19 protein-coding genes are annotated in these 18,029 nt (G+C 65.3%); 5 read left to right on the forward strand and 14 right to left on the reverse strand.

The window, feature by feature from the left end; translation table 11 throughout:
• From CK226_RS18650 to CK226_RS18670, 5 genes are read left to right on the forward strand one after another with little or no spacing between them, the layout of a single operon-like run.
• On the forward strand, positions 1-867 hold the full coding sequence (locus CK226_RS18650; RefSeq protein ID WP_095786954.1) for an ABC transporter permease: 867 nt from the start codon (positions 1-3) through the stop codon (positions 865-867).
• Entirely contained in the window at positions 867-1,664 is a 798-nt protein-coding gene (locus CK226_RS18655; protein ID WP_095792687.1) for an ABC transporter permease, read from the forward strand. The genes CK226_RS18650 and CK226_RS18655 overlap by 1 nt, the downstream gene beginning before the upstream one ends.
• The gene (locus tag CK226_RS18660) at positions 1,661-2,776 is read left to right on the forward strand and encodes an ABC transporter ATP-binding protein (protein WP_095792688.1); all 1,116 of its coding nucleotides are present in this window, start codon (positions 1,661-1,663) and stop codon (positions 2,774-2,776) included. Before CK226_RS18655 ends, CK226_RS18660 begins: the two co-directional genes overlap by 4 nt.
• Positions 2,777-2,800: 24 nt before the next feature.
• Entirely contained in the window at positions 2,801-4,186 is a 1,386-nt protein-coding gene (locus CK226_RS18665; RefSeq protein WP_095772650.1) for an FAD-binding oxidoreductase, read from the forward strand.
• A gap of 3 nt (positions 4,187-4,189) precedes the next feature.
• Positions 4,190-4,558 (forward strand): cupin domain-containing protein, encoded by a 369-nt coding sequence (locus CK226_RS18670; protein ID WP_095792689.1) that lies wholly within the window; start codon positions 4,190-4,192, stop codon positions 4,556-4,558.
• A gap of 24 nt (positions 4,559-4,582) precedes the next feature.
• Here the strand turns inward: CK226_RS18670 and CK226_RS18675 are convergent, their stop codons facing one another.
• The 14 genes from CK226_RS18675 to CK226_RS18740 all read right to left on the reverse strand — a co-directional run bounded on the left by CK226_RS18675 (position 4,583) and on the right by CK226_RS18740 (position 18,027).
• Complete coding sequence (locus CK226_RS18675; RefSeq protein ID WP_095786951.1) at positions 4,583-6,226, reverse strand: MFS transporter; 1,644 nt, start codon at positions 6,224-6,226, stop codon at positions 4,583-4,585.
• A gap of 259 nt (positions 6,227-6,485) precedes the next feature.
• Positions 6,486-6,752 (reverse strand): flagellar biosynthesis protein FliQ, encoded by a 267-nt coding sequence (gene fliQ / locus CK226_RS18680; RefSeq protein WP_010911298.1) that lies wholly within the window; start codon positions 6,750-6,752, stop codon positions 6,486-6,488.
• Between the two features lie 13 nt (positions 6,753-6,765).
• Positions 6,766-7,173, reverse strand: coding sequence for a flagellar hook assembly protein FlgD (gene flgD / locus CK226_RS18685; RefSeq protein ID WP_095772653.1), 408 nt, complete (start codon positions 7,171-7,173; stop codon positions 6,766-6,768).
• Positions 7,173-7,616 carry a flagellar biosynthesis repressor FlbT gene (gene flbT / locus CK226_RS18690; RefSeq protein WP_095786950.1) on the reverse strand — a complete coding sequence of 148 codons (444 nt, stop codon included), beginning with the start codon at positions 7,614-7,616 and terminating at the stop codon, positions 7,173-7,175. The genes flgD and flbT overlap by 1 nt, the downstream gene beginning before the upstream one ends.
• Positions 7,613-7,960: a flagellar biosynthesis regulator FlaF gene (flaF, locus tag CK226_RS18695; RefSeq protein WP_019860973.1), complete on the reverse strand. Its 348-nt coding sequence runs from the start codon at positions 7,958-7,960 to the stop codon at positions 7,613-7,615. Before flaF ends, flbT begins: the two co-directional genes overlap by 4 nt.
• A gap of 29 nt (positions 7,961-7,989) precedes the next feature.
• Positions 7,990-9,033 carry a flagellar hook-associated family protein gene (locus CK226_RS18700; protein WP_095792690.1) on the reverse strand — a complete coding sequence of 348 codons (1,044 nt, stop codon included), beginning with the start codon at positions 9,031-9,033 and terminating at the stop codon, positions 7,990-7,992.
• Positions 9,034-9,036: 3 nt separating this feature from the next.
• The gene (gene flgK, locus CK226_RS18705; RefSeq protein ID WP_095792691.1) at positions 9,037-10,491 is read right to left on the reverse strand and encodes a flagellar hook-associated protein FlgK; all 1,455 of its coding nucleotides are present in this window, start codon (positions 10,489-10,491) and stop codon (positions 9,037-9,039) included.
• A gap of 27 nt (positions 10,492-10,518) precedes the next feature.
• A complete protein-coding gene (locus CK226_RS18710; RefSeq protein WP_095772657.1) occupies positions 10,519-11,775 on the reverse strand; it encodes a flagellar hook protein FlgE in 1,257 nt (418 codons plus the stop codon).
• A gap of 79 nt (positions 11,776-11,854) precedes the next feature.
• Positions 11,855-12,523, reverse strand: coding sequence for a response regulator transcription factor (locus CK226_RS18715; protein WP_010911291.1), 669 nt, complete (start codon positions 12,521-12,523; stop codon positions 11,855-11,857).
• A gap of 223 nt (positions 12,524-12,746) precedes the next feature.
• Positions 12,747-13,334, reverse strand: coding sequence for a transglycosylase SLT domain-containing protein (locus CK226_RS18720; RefSeq protein WP_179301078.1), 588 nt, complete (start codon positions 13,332-13,334; stop codon positions 12,747-12,749).
• Positions 13,264-14,643, reverse strand: a complete 1,380-nt coding sequence (locus CK226_RS18725; protein WP_095792692.1) for a flagellar hook-length control protein FliK — start codon at positions 14,641-14,643, stop codon at positions 13,264-13,266. The genes CK226_RS18720 and CK226_RS18725 overlap by 71 nt, the downstream gene beginning before the upstream one ends.
• Positions 14,640-16,019: a chemotaxis protein MotC gene (locus CK226_RS18730; RefSeq protein WP_095772659.1), complete on the reverse strand. Its 1,380-nt coding sequence runs from the start codon at positions 16,017-16,019 to the stop codon at positions 14,640-14,642. The genes CK226_RS18725 and CK226_RS18730 overlap by 4 nt, the downstream gene beginning before the upstream one ends.
• Complete coding sequence (locus CK226_RS18735; RefSeq protein WP_095772660.1) at positions 16,016-17,410, reverse strand: MotB family protein; 1,395 nt, start codon at positions 17,408-17,410, stop codon at positions 16,016-16,018. Before CK226_RS18735 ends, CK226_RS18730 begins: the two co-directional genes overlap by 4 nt.
• Complete coding sequence (locus CK226_RS18740) at positions 17,407-18,027, reverse strand: hypothetical protein (protein WP_095792693.1); 621 nt, start codon at positions 18,025-18,027, stop codon at positions 17,407-17,409. Before CK226_RS18740 ends, CK226_RS18735 begins: the two co-directional genes overlap by 4 nt.
• Between the last annotated feature and the right edge of the window lie 2 nt (positions 18,028-18,029).

Raw genomic sequence — 18,029 nt, forward strand, 5'->3', positions numbered from 1 at the left:
GTGAGCGCGCTCGAACCGACAACGCCTTCCGTCGCGAAACGGGGTTGGGTATCGCGGCCTTTCGCGCTCACGCTGCCGGCGCTGATCCTGCTGGCAGCCGTCATCGGCTATCCGCTGCTCACCATCATGGTGCGCAGCCTCTCGGAACCGCAATGGGGCGTGCAGAATTACCTCTGGTTCTTCGGCGCGCCCGTCAATCTCACGGTGCTCCAGCGCACCTTTGTCATCTCGGCGTGGGTTACGGTCGTCTGTGTGGTCTGCGCATATCCCTATGCCTATCTGATGACCGCCGTCGGGCCGCGCGTGCGGCTTGTCCTGGTGCTTTGCGTACTGATCCCGTTCTGGGTGAGCGGGGTCGTACGCACGCTCTCATGGGTGATTCTGCTGCAGGATTCAGGTGTCATCAATTCGCTGCTGCGCGCGGCCGGGTTCGATGGCATCCGTCTGATCCGCACCCAGACCGGCGTGGTCATCGGCATGGCGCAGGTGCTGCTGCCCTTCATGATCCTGCCGCTCTACTCGGTGATGAAAGGTATCGACCTCAGGCTGATGCGGGCGGCGCAAAGCCTGGGCGCCCGGCCTTCGCGCGCGTTCTTCACGGTGTACCTGCCGCTGTCGCTGCCGGGCGTCTATGCCGGCGCGATCATCGTCTTCATCCTGGCGCTGGGCTTCTACATCACGCCGGCACTGCTCGGCGGCCCGCGCTCGACCATGCTGTCGACCCTGGTGCAGACCCAGGTGCTGAGCCTTTTGCAATGGGGCCGCGGCGGTGCCATGGGCGTGGTGCTTTTGGTCACCACCTTCGTGCTCCTGGCGCTGGCGGCCCCGGTGATGCGCTCTCGCTATCGGGAAGCGGGGCGGCGCTGATGGAAATGAAGCCGCTCACACGCGTCATCCTCGGCCTCGTCTGCCTGCTGGTGGCGATATGGCTTGTCGCGCCGACGCTGGTCGTGGTGCCGATGTCGTTCAATGAGAACAAGTCGCTCGCCTTCCCGCCGCAGGGCTTCTCCTGGCAATGGTACCTGAACTTCGTCACCAATCCGGACTGGATGTCGAGCTTCCTGAACTCGGTGAAGGTCGCCTCGATCGTGGCGGTGCTGGCGACAGTGCTCGGCACGCTTGCCGCCTTCGGCCTCGACCGCATGAAAGCGCGGCCGGCCAACCTCCTGCGCATGCTCATGCTGACGCCCATGGTGGTCCCCGGCGTTGTGCTGGCCATCGGAATCTACGCGGTCTATCTCGACGCCCATCTCGTCGGCACGCTGACCGGCTTTGTGCTGGCCCACACCATCCTTGCGCTTCCCTTCGTGCTGATCGCGGTCTCGGCCAGCCTCGAAGTGTTCGACAGGCGCCTCGAGACGGCGGCGGCGAGTCTCGGCGCGGGAGCGCTGACCGCGTTCCGCACGGTGACCTTGCCGCTGATCCTGCCCGGCATCCTGTCCGGCCTGCTCTTCGCCTTCGCCACCTCCTTCGACGAGATCGTCGTGTCGCTGTTCATCACCAACCCCTATCTCAAGACCTTGCCCGTGCAGATATTCTCTTCCATCACCCGCGACGCCGACCCGACCGTTGCCGCCGTCGGCACCATCTTGCTTTTCGCCACCACGATCCTGATCGGCGGCGGCATGCTTCTTCTTGGCCGCGAGCGGAAAGGATCCCAATGAAGCCGGGACAGGAGAGCAAGGGCGCGGCGATCGATCTCGAATCGATCAGCAAGGCCTATGGCGGCTTCAAGGCGCTGGACGGCGTGTCGCTACGCATCGAGCCCGGCGAGTTCATGACGCTGCTCGGCCCGAGCGGTTCCGGCAAGACCACGACGCTGAATGTCGTGGCCGGCTTCACCGACCTGACGAGCGGCAAGCTGCTGGTCGGCGGCAGGAACGTCGTCGGCGTGCCGGCGCACAAGCGCAATATCGGCGTCGTCTTCCAGCACTACGCGCTGTTCCCGCATATGAGCGTCGGCCGCAACGTCGCCTATCCGCTGACGCTGCGTGGCGTCGATCAGGCAGAGCGAAAGGCGCGCGTGGCCAGGGCGCTCGATATGGTCAAGATGGGCGACTTCGCGCATCGCTATCCCAGTGAGCTGTCAGGCGGTCAGCAGCAGCGCGTGGCGCTGGCCCGCGCCATCGTCTTCGATCCGCCACTGTTGCTGATGGACGAGCCGCTCGGCGCGCTCGACAAGAAGCTGCGCGAATGGCTTCAGCTCGAGATCAAGCGCATCCATCGCGAGCTCGGCACGACCTTCGTCTATGTGACGCACGACCAGGAAGAGGCGCTGGTCCTGTCGGACCGCATCGCCGTGTTCAATCGCGGGCGCATCGAGCAGGTCGGCACCGGCCGCGAGCTCTACGATGAGCCGACGACGCTGTTCGTCGGCCGCTTCATCGGCGACTCCACGGTGCTGCGCGGAGAGGCGCGCAGCGACGGCGTGAGCACGGCGCTGCGTATTGCCGGCGAGACGGTGACTGCGCCGCGCCGGATCGCGGGCGAAGCCAGCCCGGTCATGCTGCTGCGCCCCGAAAAGCTCGCCATCCGCCGGCCCGGTCAGGACGCGGCGGGCACCTCCAACCGGCTGCCGGGGACGATCGCGGAAGCCATCTATCTCGGCTCGGGATCGAAATACGAAGTCAGGCTCGCCGACGGCTCCATGGCGATCGTGCGCACACCGCTGACCGGCGACAGTTTCGGCCTTGGCGACAAGGTGGAGCTCTGCTTCGACGGTGCCGACGCCAAGCTTCTGGCCGATGACAGCTCGGCCGATGCGACGCTGACCTGATCCAATCAATTCGAAAGTCATCCCATGCAAGCCAAGCGCAACGGCGACATATCGTTCTGGTATGCGGATCTGGGAGGGGTTCCCGCGCCCCGGCCGCCCTTGCCTGGCGATATCGAGGCCGATATCGCCATCGTCGGCGCCGGCTATACCGGCCTGTGGACCGCCTATTATCTGAAGAAGGCGAGGCCCTCGCTGCGCATCGCGCTGATCGAACGCGAATTTGCCGGTTTCGGCGCTTCGGGCCGCAATGGCGGCTGGCTGTCGGGCGGCTTCTCCTGGTCGCGCGAAAAATATCTCAAGACCTCGACCCGGCAAGGTGTCAGCGCCATGCAGGCGGCCATGGCTGGCTGCGTCGACGAGGTGATCCGGGTGGCGAGCGCGGAAGGCATCGATGCCGATATCCGCCGGGTCGATAATCTGACGGTGGCCACCAACCTGGCGCAGCTCGAACGCGCGCGCGAGGAGTGCGAAACGATCCGCGCCTGGGATGTCGATCCGACCCGCGTCGAAATGCTGGATCAAGCGGCGACGCGGGCGCGCATCAACATCCGCAATGTCATGGGCGGCTTCGTCGTCCACGGCCAGGCGCGGGTGCAGCCGGCCAAGCTGGTGCGCGGGCTTGCCGCCGCCGTCGAGCGCCTGGGCGTGCCGATCTACGAACAGACGACGGTGACGGCCATCGCCGAGGGCCGCGTGACGACGAACCGCGGCACGGTGCGGGCGGAAACCATCATCCGCGCGACGGAGGGGTTTACATCAGGCATTCCCGGCGAGGAACGGACCTGGCTGGCGCTCAACAGCGCGCAGATCGTCACCGAGCCGCTGTCCGAGGAGCTTTGGCGCCAGATCGGCTGGGAGGGTCACGAGCTTCTCGGCAACGCCGCCCACGCCTATTGCTATGCCCAGCGCACGCGCGAGGGGCGCATCACCATGGGCGGGCGCGGCGTGCCCTATCGCTACGGCTCGCGGACCGACGTCAATGGGCAGACGCAGCAGGCCACGATCGACCAGTTGCATCAGATCCTGACGACGCTGCTGCCGCAGACGGCGAACTGCCGCATCGAGCACGCCTGGTGCGGCGTGCTCGGCGTGCCGCGCGACTGGTGCACGACCGTCGGGCTCGATCCCGCGACCCGCATCGGCTGGGCCGGCGGCTATGTCGGGCTTGGCGTGTCGAGCTCCAATCTTTCGGGGCGTACGCTGGCCGACCTGATCCTCGGCCAGGATACCGAGCTTACGAAGCTGCCCTGGGTCAACCGCAAGGTCAGGCCATGGGAGCCGGAGCCGTTCCGCTGGCTTGGCGTGCATTCGATGTACCAGCTTTATCGCATCGCCGATGGGCGCGAGGCCGCTGGGCTTGCGCATACGTCGAAACTGGCCGCGCTCGCCGACGGCATTACCGGCCACTGACTGATGGAGACCAGTTTGATCGACCTTTCGACCTTCCACGATCTCGCCAAGGCCGACATCGGCGCGTTCTCACCCAAGCCCACCTCCATCGAGGGGGACCAGGTCGAGGCCGTGCGCTCGCTTTTCCAATCGCCGGACGGGAGCGTCGACATCGGCATCTGGGAATGCACGCCCGGCCGCTTCACCGCCGACCGCTCGGCTTCGTCGGAGATATGCCATATCATTTCGGGGCGGGTCGAGGTGAGCCGCGCCGACGGCGAGGCGCGCGAACTGGGACCAGGCGACCTGCTCGTGCTGCCGCAGGGATGGAAGGGCGAATGGAGCATCCGCGAGACCACGCGCAAGCTCTACATGATCCAGTCGGCCGGCTGATCGACTGATACCAGCTACCCGGGATCAGTGCTCGATCGGCCCCCTGGCCATCACCAATGCTGTGCCGGCGGTGGTCGGACGCTCGATGACGCGACGCACGCGCGGCGGCTCGTCGCCGCTGTGCAGCGCCCGCAGGCGCTCGCCGACCATGGCGTCGGCATGGGTGATGCGGCCGTTGTGGCGCACATATTCGAGCCAGGTCGGCGTGTGGTAGTGCTCGATCCATATCGAGGGGTTTTCGAGATCGCGCGCCAGTGTCCAGTTGCGGGCGCCGTCGCGGCGGCGGATGCGGCCGCGTTCGGCCATGGTGGCAAGGAACTCCGCCTCGTCCTCGTGCCGGATGATGTATTCGATCATGATGGCAATGGGACCGCTGCGCGGCTTCAGGTCGAGCGCCAGATGCGGCTCCTTGAAGCGGTTGAGCGGGTCGAGGTTCAGCACCTGCTGCTGCGGCAGCGGCAGCACGAGGCCGATGGCGCCGCCGGCCAGCATGGCGATGGCGGCGGCGATCAGCGCCGTCTCGGCGCCATGCGCATCGGCGACGACGCCCCAGATCCAGCTGCCCAGCGCGATGCCGCCGAAGGTCGCGGTCTGGTAGACCGACAGCACCCGGCCAACCACCCAGCGCGGCGTCGCCATCTGCACGGTGACGTTGAAGTGCGAGAGCGCGATCACCCAGCAGGCGCCGCCAACCAGCAGGCCGAGCGAGGTCTGCCAGGCATGATGGCTGAGCGCGGCATTGAAGGCGCAGACGGCGAAGCCGGCAAAGGCACAGCGCACCATCGTCTCGCTGGAAAGCAACTGCCGCAGCCGCACGCTGATCAGCGCGCCGCCGACGGCGCCGATGCCGAAGGAGCCCAGCATGATGCCGTAGGTCAAGGCATCGCCCTTGACGACGTCGCGCGCGACGAGCGGCAAGAGCGCCAGGACGGCGCCGGCTGAGAAGCCGAAGGCCGCGCCCCTGACCAGCACCTTGCCGATATTGGGGGACATGGCGACATAGCGCAGGCCGGCCCCCATGGCCGCACCCAGCGACTCGCGCGGCAAGGTCGACACCGGCACATCCGGCTTCCAGCGGGCCATCACGATGATGAGGCCGATATAGCTCACCGCGTTCGCCGCGAAGGCGGCCGCGGCGCCCGTGGCCGCGACGATGATGCCGCCGATTGCCGGACCGACGCTACGTGTCAGGTTGAAGCCCATGGAGTTCAGCGCGACGGCCGCGGGCACCTTGTTGCGGGGGACCATGTCGCCGACGGACGCCTGCCAGGACGGGCTGTTGAGCGCCGTGCCGCTGTCGATCAGGAAGGTGAAGGCAAGCAGCGTCCAGGGCGTGATCAGGCCATACCAGGTGAACACGGTCAGAAGCACCGAAACGACCAGCATGAAGGTCTGCGCCACCAGCATCACCTTGCGCCGGTCGAAGCTGTCGGCGATGGCGCCGGCGACAAGCGCGAACAGCATGATCGGCAAGGTCGTCGAGGCCTGGACCAGGGCGACCTGATAGGGCGAGGTGGCGATCGTGGTCATCATCCAGGCGGCGCCGACGCCCTGGATCAGGCCACCGAAATTTGAAACGAGACTTGCCGACCAGACGGCGCGGAAAATGCCATGCCGGAACGGCGCCAGCGCCGAAACGCCTTCGCTATCCGGTTTCTCGTCAATCATGGATGGGTTCCTGCCAGAACGTGCTGATCCTTGCGGTTTCTCCGCATCGTTTGCCGAAACTATGGCATCGCGCCGCAAAGGGCGAACGTCATGCGCGCAAGATCATGGTCCAACAAGAGGATAGAGGAAGGCCAGCTTTGCTGCGAGGGCCGGGCTCGCCTTCGCGCAACACGCCTTGCATGCCCGCGGTGAAATCGGCCGATAGCCGGCGCCGGCTTTTCGAGCCATTACGTTCTGAAGCGGTTTTCCGCGACTTTCTTCAGAACCCGTTCTGGATGCGCTGGAAGATGACGTTGGTGAAGGCCGATATCTGGCCGCCAATGAACGGGCCGGTGAGCGCCACCACCAGCATGATGGCGACGATCTTCGGCACGAAGGTCAGGGTGATTTCCTGGATCTGCGTCAGCGCCTGGATGAGGGCGATGCCGATGCCGACCGCCATGGCGACCAGCACCACCGGAGCGGACGCGGTCAGCACCGTCCACACCGCGTACTGGACGATGTCGAGGGCGTCGGCTTCGTTCATGCGGGCGGCTGGCCTAGCTTGCCGGCTTGACCGACACGCCTGGGCCGACGGGGACCTTGGTGCCATCTTGCAGCACCGCGATCAGTCCGCTGCTGGCGAGCGTCACCGAAGCCACTATTCCGGTGGTCTTGCCGTCGGCCGAGGTGATCGAGCGGCCGATGATCGCATCGGCCTGCGACAGTGCGGAGGACTGCATGATCTGGTCGAGCTTGGTGTTGGACTGCACGGATTGCTCGACCTGCGAGAAGGTGGCGAGCTGGGCGACGTACTGCGTCGAATCCATCGGCTTGGTCGGATCCTGGTTCTTCATCTCGGCGATCAGAAGCTTCAGGAAGGACTGGTAGTCTACCGCCGTCTTGGAGGTCGACTTGGTGGTCGAATTGGCGCCAACCGGTATCGTCGTCGTCATGTCCACGGTCATCAGTAGCTTGCTCCCACGGCCAGCGGGCGCGGTGCGCCCGGAACATCGTCATTGCCGCCAAGCGCGCGGCGTTCGAGAGGATAGAGCGAACGGATCGCCTTCAATGCCTCGTAAATATGATCCTCGCCGACCATACGGTCGATCTGCTTCAGTGCGCCGCAGATCTCGGCATCCTCGAAACTTGCGATGAGCAACGGCAGCGAGCGGCGGAACATCTCGCGGGCGTCATCGGCGCCGGCCGGGTTGATCAGCATGACCTGCACGATGAAATAAAGCTGCCTGAGCGGCGTCGATGCCTGGTCGGCCTGGATCACATGACCTTCGAGCAGGAACTGCACGTCGTTCATCAGTTCGATGGTGACCTTGCGGTCGACGCGGATGACCGCCCCGTTGATGTAGATCTTCTCGTTGGGCTTCAGCGATATCTTCAGTGTGTTGGTCATTGAATGCCGTCGCGGATGATCTGGGACACTTCGATCAGCCCTTCGAAATTGTTGGTGCGGCCCTGGCGGATGTCCTCCGCCTCGCGCAGCAACCAAAGGCCGATGGAAATCAGGTTGGCACGCAATTCCTTGGGAAGCGCATTGTCGCTGGAGCCAAGATCCTCGACGAAGATTGTCCACACGCGGTTGGTGAAATTCAGCGCCTCGATCGCCTCCATCGAATCCTGGCCGGCCGTGGCGGCCGCCGACAGCATGTCGATCGAGCGGGTCAGGAGTTCGCGCTCACGGTCCTTTGCGTCCGAGACGGAGGTGCTTTGGACGTCGGCGTAGGAGAATTGGTACATCGTCGGCTCTACCGTTCCGCTGGAAGTTGTCAGGTCAGGTAATTCAACAGGCTGAGCTGCTGCAGGCGCGCTGTCAGGGCGAAGGACGTCTCGATATGCTGTGTCAGATCCGCGACTCTGGTGGCGGCCGTGGCCGGGTCGACGGCTTCGAGATCGAGGATATGGCGCTCGAACAGATCGATCTGTGTCTTCATGCGGTCGCTGGCATCGGAGACGCGTTTCTGCACGATGCCGGTCTCCGACTGGACCTGGGCGATGCCGCTCAGCGCCTCGCCGACCAGTGTCTGCGAGTGGGTGACGATGCTGTCCTTCGCCGCCCGGCTGATGTTGCTGGACATCAGGCTGGAGACCATTGCCGCGGCCATGGCGAGCTTCCTGATGCCGTCGCTGTTGGCGCTGGTCGAGGTCTCGGTGGTTTCGTTGAGCGCGATGCGGCTGACGATCTGCTGGTCGGTGGCGTTAGACATGTTGGTCTGCCAGCCGGCGCCGAGGAACTGCGGCGCAACGTCGTTGGTGATGAAATCGTCCATCTGGGCGGCGGTGATGTTGGCCGCGGCCGGATCGTTGGGCGTGAAGCCGAATTTGGCGACGAAGGAGGCGTCGAAGGCGGCCTTGGCCGGTGAGCCGGCGGCCGTGAAATCGTTGATCGGCTTGACGTCGGTGTTTGTGCCGGCAAACAAATATTCGCCGTTGACGCTGGTGTTGAGGATCGAGGTCAGCTGCTGGAGGGTCGTCTGGCCGGTCGACTGGGTCAGGCTGTTGGAGTTGTCGCCGGACGACGCGGTGGTCAGGGCGGACAGGAAGGTCTGCGCCACGCCGGAGAGCTGGGCGAGGGACGTCTGCGTCGACGCAAGCCTTGCGGTGACCAGCCCGTTGGAATCGACGATCACGTTCAGCCGGTCGAGGTCGCGCGAGAAAGTGACGGACTGGGCGGTGCGTCCGCCCAGTGCCAGGCCGACATCGGCGACCCTGCCGGTCGACGATTCTTTCGTGGCTTTGACGAGGTCGGCCTGCATGCGCATCTGTTGATAGCGCATGGCGTTGGTGAGGGCGGCCGAAGAGACTGAGGTCATGGATTATCCCACCGCGTTCAACAGGGCCGTCATCATGTCGTCGACGGTCTTCATCATCCGCGCCGATGCCTGATAGGTATGTTCGAGGTCGAGCATCAGCGACATTTCCTGGTCGACATTGACGCCGGTCGCATTGGATAGCGCCTCGGAGCTGCGCTGTGCCAGCGCTTCCTTCGCATCGGCTGCGGTCGAAGCCTGCTGGCGCATGCCCTGCAGCCAGCCGATCGAATTGGCAGCGTAGTCGGAAACGCTTGATGTTGCCGAAATGCCAGCGGCGGGGTCGAACGTCATCGGCTTGTCGAGCCGGTCGCCATAGGCAATCAGGAGACTGGAATAGGAAGGGCCGCCGGTGGTGTTGGCGACGTAGGCCGCGCCGTTGGCGCCGCCGTCGCGCAGCAATGTCGGATTGCCGCCGGCGCCCGGATCCATCGCCGCATTGATGCTGATCGTGCCGGCCAGTCCGTTGACCAGCGTGCCCGCAGCCGGCACCGCCGGCGCGCCGGACCAGGTGAACAGACCGGCGGCGTTGGGCATCGAGGGCGCGGTTTCGGCAAAGGCCGTGATCAGGCCGCGCGCGGTCTCGTCGAGCTGGCTCTGCATGGTCGAGGCGACGCCGTCGCGCAACTGCAGCAGGCCGGCGAGCTTGCCGCTGGCGGTGGTGTTGCCGCCGCTTCCCGCCGAGACCGGCACATTGTCGATATAGATGGTGTTGCCGGGGACGCCGGCGGCATAGCCGGCCGCCGGCGTGAAGCTTACCGTGCGCGGTATCGTCTCGAACAGCGTGGTGCCGTCACCCGTGGTGATGACCATGTCGTTGTCGCCGCGCGTGAAGGTCGATATCGGAACATAGTCCGCGATCTTCTTCAGCAGCGCGTCGCGCTGGTCGAGCGCATCGGAAACATCGGTGCCCGAACGGGTTCCGGAAATGACCGCCTGGTTGGCGTCCTGGAACTGGCCGAGCAGCGCGTTCAGGTCCTTGACCGCCGTGTCGATCTGGCCGTCGGTCTGGGTGCGGAAATCCTGAATGGCCTTGGAGCCTTCATTCAGGGAGCGCACGACCTGCTTGGCCGCGTCGATGACGCTCGAGCCGAGATTCTGGTTGGACGGCGAGGTGGCGTAGAGCTGCAGCGCCTGCTGCAGATTGGCGATTGCCGTCGAGGGCGAGGAGGCATTGTCGACGCCATTGACCGAAACGTCCAGCTGATCCATGCCGCTGTAGAGCGCGTTCTGGCCGCTATAGGCCGACAAGGCACCGAGATTCTGCCGGAAGAGCAGGTCGTTGGCGACGCGCTGGATATCAACCGAACGCGCGCCGGGCGCCGTGCTGGTGACGACGGCGATGCGGCGCGCATAGTCCGGATTGGAGGCGTCCGAGACGTTGCGCGTGACAACGCTGGTCTGACGCGCGGTACTCATAAGCGCAGATTGGGCGATGCTCAATGCGGAAGATAACGACATGCTGGTCTTTCACGGGCCGCGCCCGGTTTATCTCTTCAGGTTGACAAGGACGTCCATCAGGTCGGAACCGGTCTGGAAGACTTTCGAATTGGCGGTGTAGCTGCGCTGCGCCGCGATCATGTCGGTCAATTCCTCGGCGATATCGACGTTGGAATTCTCGAGCGCGCCGGAGATGATCGAACCGGCCTTGCCCTCATTGGCAAAGCCGACACGGATCGCGCCGGAGTCGGTGCCTTGCGCATAGACGTTGCCGGGCAGGGCCTTGAGTTGGTCCGGGCTTTGCACGTCGGCCAGTGGAATTTTATAGAGCGGCTTGGTGGAACCATCCTTGTACTGGGCGTAGATGGTGCCGTCCTTGCTGATCTGGACCTTGTCGATGGTGCTGGGTGCGTTGCCGTTGACCTGGGCGTCAGAAACCGTGAAGCCGGTGCCGAGCTGCGTCAGCTTCGACAGATCGAGATTGAGGCTCGCGCCGCCCGGCACGGTGAATGAAACGCTGGTGGTCGCGCCAGTGAGCTTGCCGGTCGTGGTGTCGAAGGTCAGGTTGGCCGTGCCGAGCGCGCCGCCGGTGTAGGGGAATGATGTTCCCGGCGTCGCCTTCGACTGATCGAAAACCGCGACCTGCCAGGTGCCGGTACCGGTGTTGGTGAAATAGACGTCGAGCAGCTTCTTGTTGCCGAGGTTGTCATAGGCGACCATCGACGATTTCGAGGTGTACTGCGCGGTGGCGGCGTTGGCACCTGGCAGGTTGGCGGCGACGACCGGCGTGGCACCTGCCGGCAGATTGCCGCTGTAAGTACCCAGGGTGCTCGGCGTCGCGGTTAGGCCCTGGTCGGAGATGACGACCGGCTGCAGACCCTCGAAGCCGTTCACCGTCGCCGCCGGCGTGCCATTGGCGTAGCTGTAGGCCATCAGCTGGAAACCGGCCGCGTTGACCAGCCTGCCCTGTGCGTCGGGAACGAAGGCGCCGGCGCGGGTCAGGAAAGGCGTGCCGCTCGGATCCTGGACGACGAAGAAACCATCGCCGCTGACGGCAAGGTCGGAGACAGAGGTCGTGTACTGCAGCACGCCCGGATCGCTCACTGCCTGCCGGATCGTCGTGGTGACGCCGCCGGAATTATAGGCGCCGCCCGTCGACGGCATGATCAGGGTCGAGAATTCGGCCGAGGACCGCTTGTAGCCGGTGGTATCGGAATTCGCGATGTTGTCGGCGGTTGTCGACAGGCGGTTGGCCTGGGCGTTCATGCCGGAAACGCCGGTCCGCATCATTCCGTAGAGGCTCATCGAGATGTCTCCGCAATATCCATGCCACTGGCGGCGAGGCTACGCGTCCTGTCTTGCGCGAGGCTGGCGCGGCGCGGCATCAGAAGACGAGCCGGTAGCCGAGGAAGCGTTTGGAATCGATCGGGTCGGTGCCCAGCTTCTCGCGCAGTTTCTTGCGCAGTTTGCTGATGTGGCTCTCCACCACGTTCTCCTCGACCTCTTCGTCGAAGATGCCATAGATGGCGTTGAAGACCTGGGTCTTGGTTACGCGCCGGCCGCGGTTGCTCGCCAGATATTCGAGGATGCGGCGTTCGCGGCGCGGCAGGGGCAGCGGCTGGCCGTCAATCTCGGGGTCGCGGCCGTCCATGAAGATGCGCATGGCGCCGATCTCGGTGTAGGCGACATCCTCATGGGCGCGCCGGCGGATGGCGGTGATGCGGGCCAGGATCTCTCTGATGTGGACGGGCTTGCGGATGACGTCGTCGACGCCGCTCTCGAACAACCGCAGCGTGTTTTCCAGGGAATGCTGCTCGCTGAGCGCAATGACAGGAGCGCCGGTGCGGTCGCGGATCTGGCGCGGAGAGATGGCGCCGTCGCGGCAGTCGCCGATCAGGAAGGCCCGCACCGATCGCAGGTCGGTGTCGGCGGCCGAGTTGACCCACTCGCCGAATTCGCCGGGCGCGAAGCCCGCGCAGGCGACGCCCTCGCGATCAAAAAGTGAATTGTATCCCTCAGTTACGAGCTCTCGCTCGTCAACGATCACGATCATCGGCCCCGCCTCCGAATCAACACATTTGCCCCGTGGGGAAAGGCCTAACCGTTGGCGGGAATCCTGAACAACCGTCATTTCTTGTAACTAGTTTCTTGGGAGTCTGGAATCGTGCCGGTTGCATTAGCGTGCAGCCAGATATGCTTACGGGGGGAAGTTCTGGGTAAGTCAAAACGGCAAGCCCTGAGCAGTGCCACGGGCGTATTAGGAGCAGAAGATACGCTTACGGGTTGCAGAAGGCGCGGGCGTTGGTTGTCCATTTGCCAAAACCGGCGGCAACCATATTGGCGATCACCCTGCAGACATAGACCTTCTGCGCCGGGTCGTTGTCGGGGCCGGCATGGTAGCGGGCAACGGCCATCGACCAGGTCTCGTGGCGGGCGTGGAGACTGGCCAGGAAACGCGCCGCATAATCGACGTTCTGGCGCGGGTCGAGCATGTCCTCGACGCTGCGGAAGTGCGAGGAATGATAGTGGTGGTTGATCTGCATGCAGCCGAGATCGATCAGCGTCTTGCCTTCGCGCCGGGCATTGGCGAAGGTGGCAAGCGCTTCGGCCCGGCTCCTTGGAAAGATCGCTTTTCCTTCTATATTCAAGGCGTTAGGCTGAAGGCTGCCCTTCTTGCCCGTCTCGGTCAGGCCGACGGCATAGAGGATGCCGGCGGGCACGCCATAGCGATCGGCGGCGCGCAGGATCTCGGGCTCGCAGGGATTGGTGGCGGCGAGGGCGCTGGTTGCGAGGCTAGATAAACATATCGCCGCCAGCGTGCTCGCGAGATGGCGAAGCGGCGCGGCCGCGGGCTTGCGCGTCATCATGATTACCCCTTGCGGACTGCTGGCCCGGTTGCTGGCCGCCGGCTCCACCGTTGCCGCCACTGGAGTTTCCGGGCTGAAAGGCGGATTGGTCGCGGCCAGGCGCGGCGGTAAGCGAGGCGGTCGCATCCGTCCGGGTTGCAACTGGAACTGCTACCGAAGGTTGCATGATGGTGACCTTATCAACCTCGAAACCCAGCCCGCGCAGCGACTTGACGATTGCCTCGCTGTCGCTGGAAAGCCGGCGGTAGGCGTCGTGTGTTTCGGGCTTCAATTCAATCGAGAGTTGTTCTCCCGAGAGGCGAAGATGGGCGGTGACCATGCCCAGCTCGGCCGGGTGAAGTTCGATCTTCAACACATGTGTCGGAACGGCAACAGAGCCGGCCATGTGGGTGGTCGCGGCGGCTGTCGAAAACGCCTGCTGCGGGCCAACATCGGCCGCTACGGCGTTGATTACGTTGAGTGCTGCCTGGCTCATCGGCGCCTGCGGCGGGGCGGGGAAGCTGCGCTCGGAAACCACGTCGACGCGCGCCTGGGCCGAGGGCTGTTTTCCTGGCTCCGACCGCAACGAGGACTGGACGTCGGCGATGGACTTCAGCTGTGGCGCCGCCTGCTTCTGTTCGACGCCCGGCACATCGGCGGTTGTCGTCTCGGGCAGCGGGCCGGCGGCGGTTGCATTGTCACGCCGTGGCGCGCCAGTGCCGGCGCTCGCGTCGCGGCCGGATTGGCCGTCGAGCTTCTTCAACGGCCCGTCGACGAGTGCGACCCGCTCGGGCTTCGGCATAGGTTCGAGGTCGTCTTGCCCAGCGACGGACGCCGCGCGATAGGCTTTCGACAGGAGCTGCCCGTCGAGCGCCGGTTCCTGTCCGGCCTCGCTTGCATCGGCTGACTTGGCCGATGTCGAGAAATGGCGCAGGTCATGAAACGCCATCAGCAAAGGCAGATGATCGTCGAGCGGCGTTGCACCGGCGTCGGTCGCCGGCTTTTCGGTATCGACGTCCTTGTCCGCCTCAACGCCCTTGTCGTCCTTCGTGGATTTCGCTGCCGTCGATCCGGTGGGCGTGGTCCTCGCCTTGCCGGTCGGCATCGGCTCGTCCTCGCCTGCCTGTGCCGCCAGGCCGGCGGCGAGCTTGCTCCAGCGCGGATCGCGCCCGCCTGCCTCGGTGGTTGGCTGCTTTTCCGCCTGGCCTGCGCGGCCATGCACCATCTTGCCGAAACCAGCATCATCCTTCTTGCCGGGGGCGGTCGGCTGCTCCGCCGTGCGCGCGGCGGTAAATCCTGGCAAGGCCGGGCCGAGGCTGGGGGTCATTTCGGGGCGGCTCCAAGCATCTGGTCGATCAGGTCGAGCTGTCGACGGGTTTTCATCATGGCGGCGTCGGTCGGATCGGTCGTGTCGGGACCGGCAGAAGTTGCCGGCGCCGATGCCGGCAGGACCGTCGCCGAATCGGCTGAAGGCGGCGGCGCGCTCGTCGCGGCCGCCGTCCTGTCGGATGGCTGGGATGGCGAGGCGGCGGGCTGTTCGGAGACTGCACCCTCGACGGGCGGCAATCCGGCCGCGTCGGCGGCCTGCGTGGCGGCGACCTCGGATTTGGGCTGCGGCGCTAGGGGTGCAGACGCCGGAGTTGTGGCCGGAAGGGAAGCAGGCGGCGCCACCACCTCACCGGCGATCGCCTGAGCGGCGTCGAGCAGGGCACGGTCACCGTCCGACAGTTTGCTGCGGTCGATCTTGCCGAGCTTGGTGCGCACATCCTCGATCGTACCGGAGGTCACCGTGGACAGGCTCGAGTAAAGCTCTGCGCGCGGATCGCCTTGGTTGGTGTTGCCGTCGCGGCCCTGCTCGGCCCGCGCGGAGGCAAAGGCCGACAATTCGCTGAGGCCGTCGATCGCGGCGCGGCGGGCGATGCGCAGATAGATCACCTTCTCGCGCTCGGGATCCATCATCGAGGTGATGTCGGCGAGCTTGTCCTGGCTGATCGACATATGCAGGGTGATGACGCCGGAGACGAAGGAATCGGCGAACTGACTGGCATAGGGCGAATAGAGGTAACGCTCGACATATTGGGTGGAGGCACGCGCGAACCGTGCCGCATCGCCTCGGCTCACGGCGATGCCGACCGAACGCCGCAGGGCCGCTTCCTCGACCAGTGTGCCGGGGCTGAGCAGCTTGGCCTCGTCGAGCAGCGTGAGCGCCATCACCGGGTCGTCCGTCGCCATCAGCGATCCTTTGACCAAGGCAAGAAAGGCGCCGAGGTCGCTGGGCAGCGTCATAGGATCGATTGGCCTCAGGACTTCGATCGCACTGGCGGGCCGGCCAACCAGATAGTTTATGACGCCCTTGGCGATTGAGAGGTCTTCGGCATCCACGGACTTGGCACGGGAAACCGCCGCCTCGACGGTCACCGGATTGCCGCCGCTCATGCCGTAGACCAGGAGTGCGCGAAAATTCTTGGGGTCCTTGAAGTCCTCCGCATCCGCTTCGCGCAAGCGGGTATCGATCATCTCGAGCAGCTTGGCCTGCATCGGCATCGCGGCGTGATCGCCGGCGGCGATGCGGTCCTGGACCAGCTGCAGCGAGCGCACCAGCTGGTAGGGCTGCAGCGTGTCCTGGGCGAAGCCGGCCGACGGATATCCGGCTGCCAGCAGCAACAGGCCCATCAGCCGGCTGGTGACGGCCGCCCGCTTCATCCGCCGGTCGCCATCAGGATCTCAATGCGGCGGTTGGCCGCCGACAGCGGATCGGCCGGATCCTTCGGCTGCCGGTCGGCGAAGCCGGCGACCTCGGTGATGCGGCGCTCGTCGACGCCGCCGCGCACGAGCATGTAGTAGGCGGAATGCGCGCGCGCCGTCGACAGCCGCCAATTGTCGTAGCTGGCGCTGCGGAAGGGGCGCGCATCAGTGTGGCCGTTGATGCTGATCGTGCCCTTCTGGCTGTTGACGATGCGGCCGATCTTTTCCATCGCCAGCACCAGTTCGCGGCTCGGCACCGCCGATCCAACTTCGAACATGCCGAAGTCGAGCTGGTCGGTGATCGAGATGACGACACCCTTGTCGGTGGCTTCGACCGAGACGCCGTCATGCAGCTTGTCGCCAGGCTTGAACGCTTCAGCCAGCTGCCGCTTGACGTCGGCCGCGGCCTTCACGGCAGCGGCGGTCGGCTGCTTTTCCCCGGCTTCAGGCGCGGTCGTCTCTTGCACGGCGGCCGCGGTATCCGCCTTGGCGGCAGCCACGGCCTTGCTCTCGCCCGTCTTGGCGTCACCGGCCTTGGCGCCGCTGGCCTTGGTTTCGCCGGCCTTGATTTCGCCGGCCTTGGCCATCGTCGCGGCGGCGTCCTTGCCATCCTCGGCCAGGGGCTCGAGTGGGGCTTCCTTGACGGGCGACGCCGGCGGCACGGCCTTGACCTTGGCGACCTGCGTTTCGGCGGCCTTGTCACCTGGTTTGAGCGGATCGCCCTCGATCTTGGGGCGCTGGGCACTCGCCTCGGCGGCGGGTGTGGCCACCTGCTGCGACCAGAAGTCCGGCTCGAAGGGATCCCTGTAGGACGCGCCGCCCGAGGCGCCCGTCGCCGGCCCGGCGCTTTGCGCGCCGCCGTCGCCCTTCTGGCTGACATTCTGCATGACGCCGGTGTCGGTGGCGATTTCGGAGAGCACGGCGTAGGGGTCGGCGAACAGATGCTCATCCGACTGTTCAGCCTTGTTCGGCTCCTGCTTGTCCTGCTTGCGGTTGGATGAGCCCGCCGCACCGATGCCGTCCTGTCCAGACTTTTTTGTCGCCTCCTGCGGGTCGTCGGTCGTCATCCCGACCGCGCGCGGCCCATTGCCGAGGTCCTCAAGGCCCTTGCGGCTCGACTCACGGTCGACGAGCTTGACCGGGTTGAAGTAGCTGGCGACGGCCGCCTTGGTCTGTTCGTTGGCGGCGTTGATTAGCCACATCACCAGGAAGAAGCACATCATGGCGGTCATGAAATCGGCAAAGGCGATCTTCCAGACGCCACCGTGATGGCCCTCGTCGTGGTCGTCATGACCCCGCCGCACGATGATGATCTCGTGCCTGCCGTGATCGGCCTCGGCGACACTCATGACAAGACCTCGGAAAGGGTGGCCGACCATTCGGCGATGCGTGTCTCGAACACGGCCTCGTCAATGGTCACGGTCAGGTCGAAACCTGGCGCCTCGATGAAGTCGAGATTTGCAATGCTTGGTCCAAGCGATGCCTTCAGCGTTTCGAACAGCGACAGTGGCCCACGGACGGCGATGCGCACCGCTTCGCCATCGCCGACGGCTTCGCGAACCGCTCCGGCGAGCGCTTCGAGCGAGCGCTTCTGCAGATCGTCGCTGACAATGCCGCCGATGATGCGTGCGACCGTGGCGGTGACAAGGTCCGTTACGCGCGCCTCCATGGCGTCGATGCGCAGCGAGACCGCCTTGCCGATGTCGCCGCCGAAGCTTTCGAGGAAAACCCTCGCTTCCTCAACATGCGCCTGGCGCTCCGCTTCCAGCGCAGCGTCGTGGGCGGCGACAAGCCGTTCCGTCAGCGCTGCTTCTGCCTGGGCAACCGCCTCGGCGATCAGCGTGCCGATATCGGCCTGCGGTGCGGATGCTTCCGGCCTGTGCTCGGATGCGGCCTGGGGCTGACTGACACGCTGCGCGCGCGTACCGAAATCAGGGAGAAGATCGAAAAGGGCTGCGGAGGCCATGG

Source organism: Mesorhizobium sp. WSM4311 (assembly GCF_002295115.1).
In the GTDB taxonomy this organism is placed as follows: Bacteria; Pseudomonadota; Alphaproteobacteria; order Rhizobiales; family Rhizobiaceae; genus Mesorhizobium.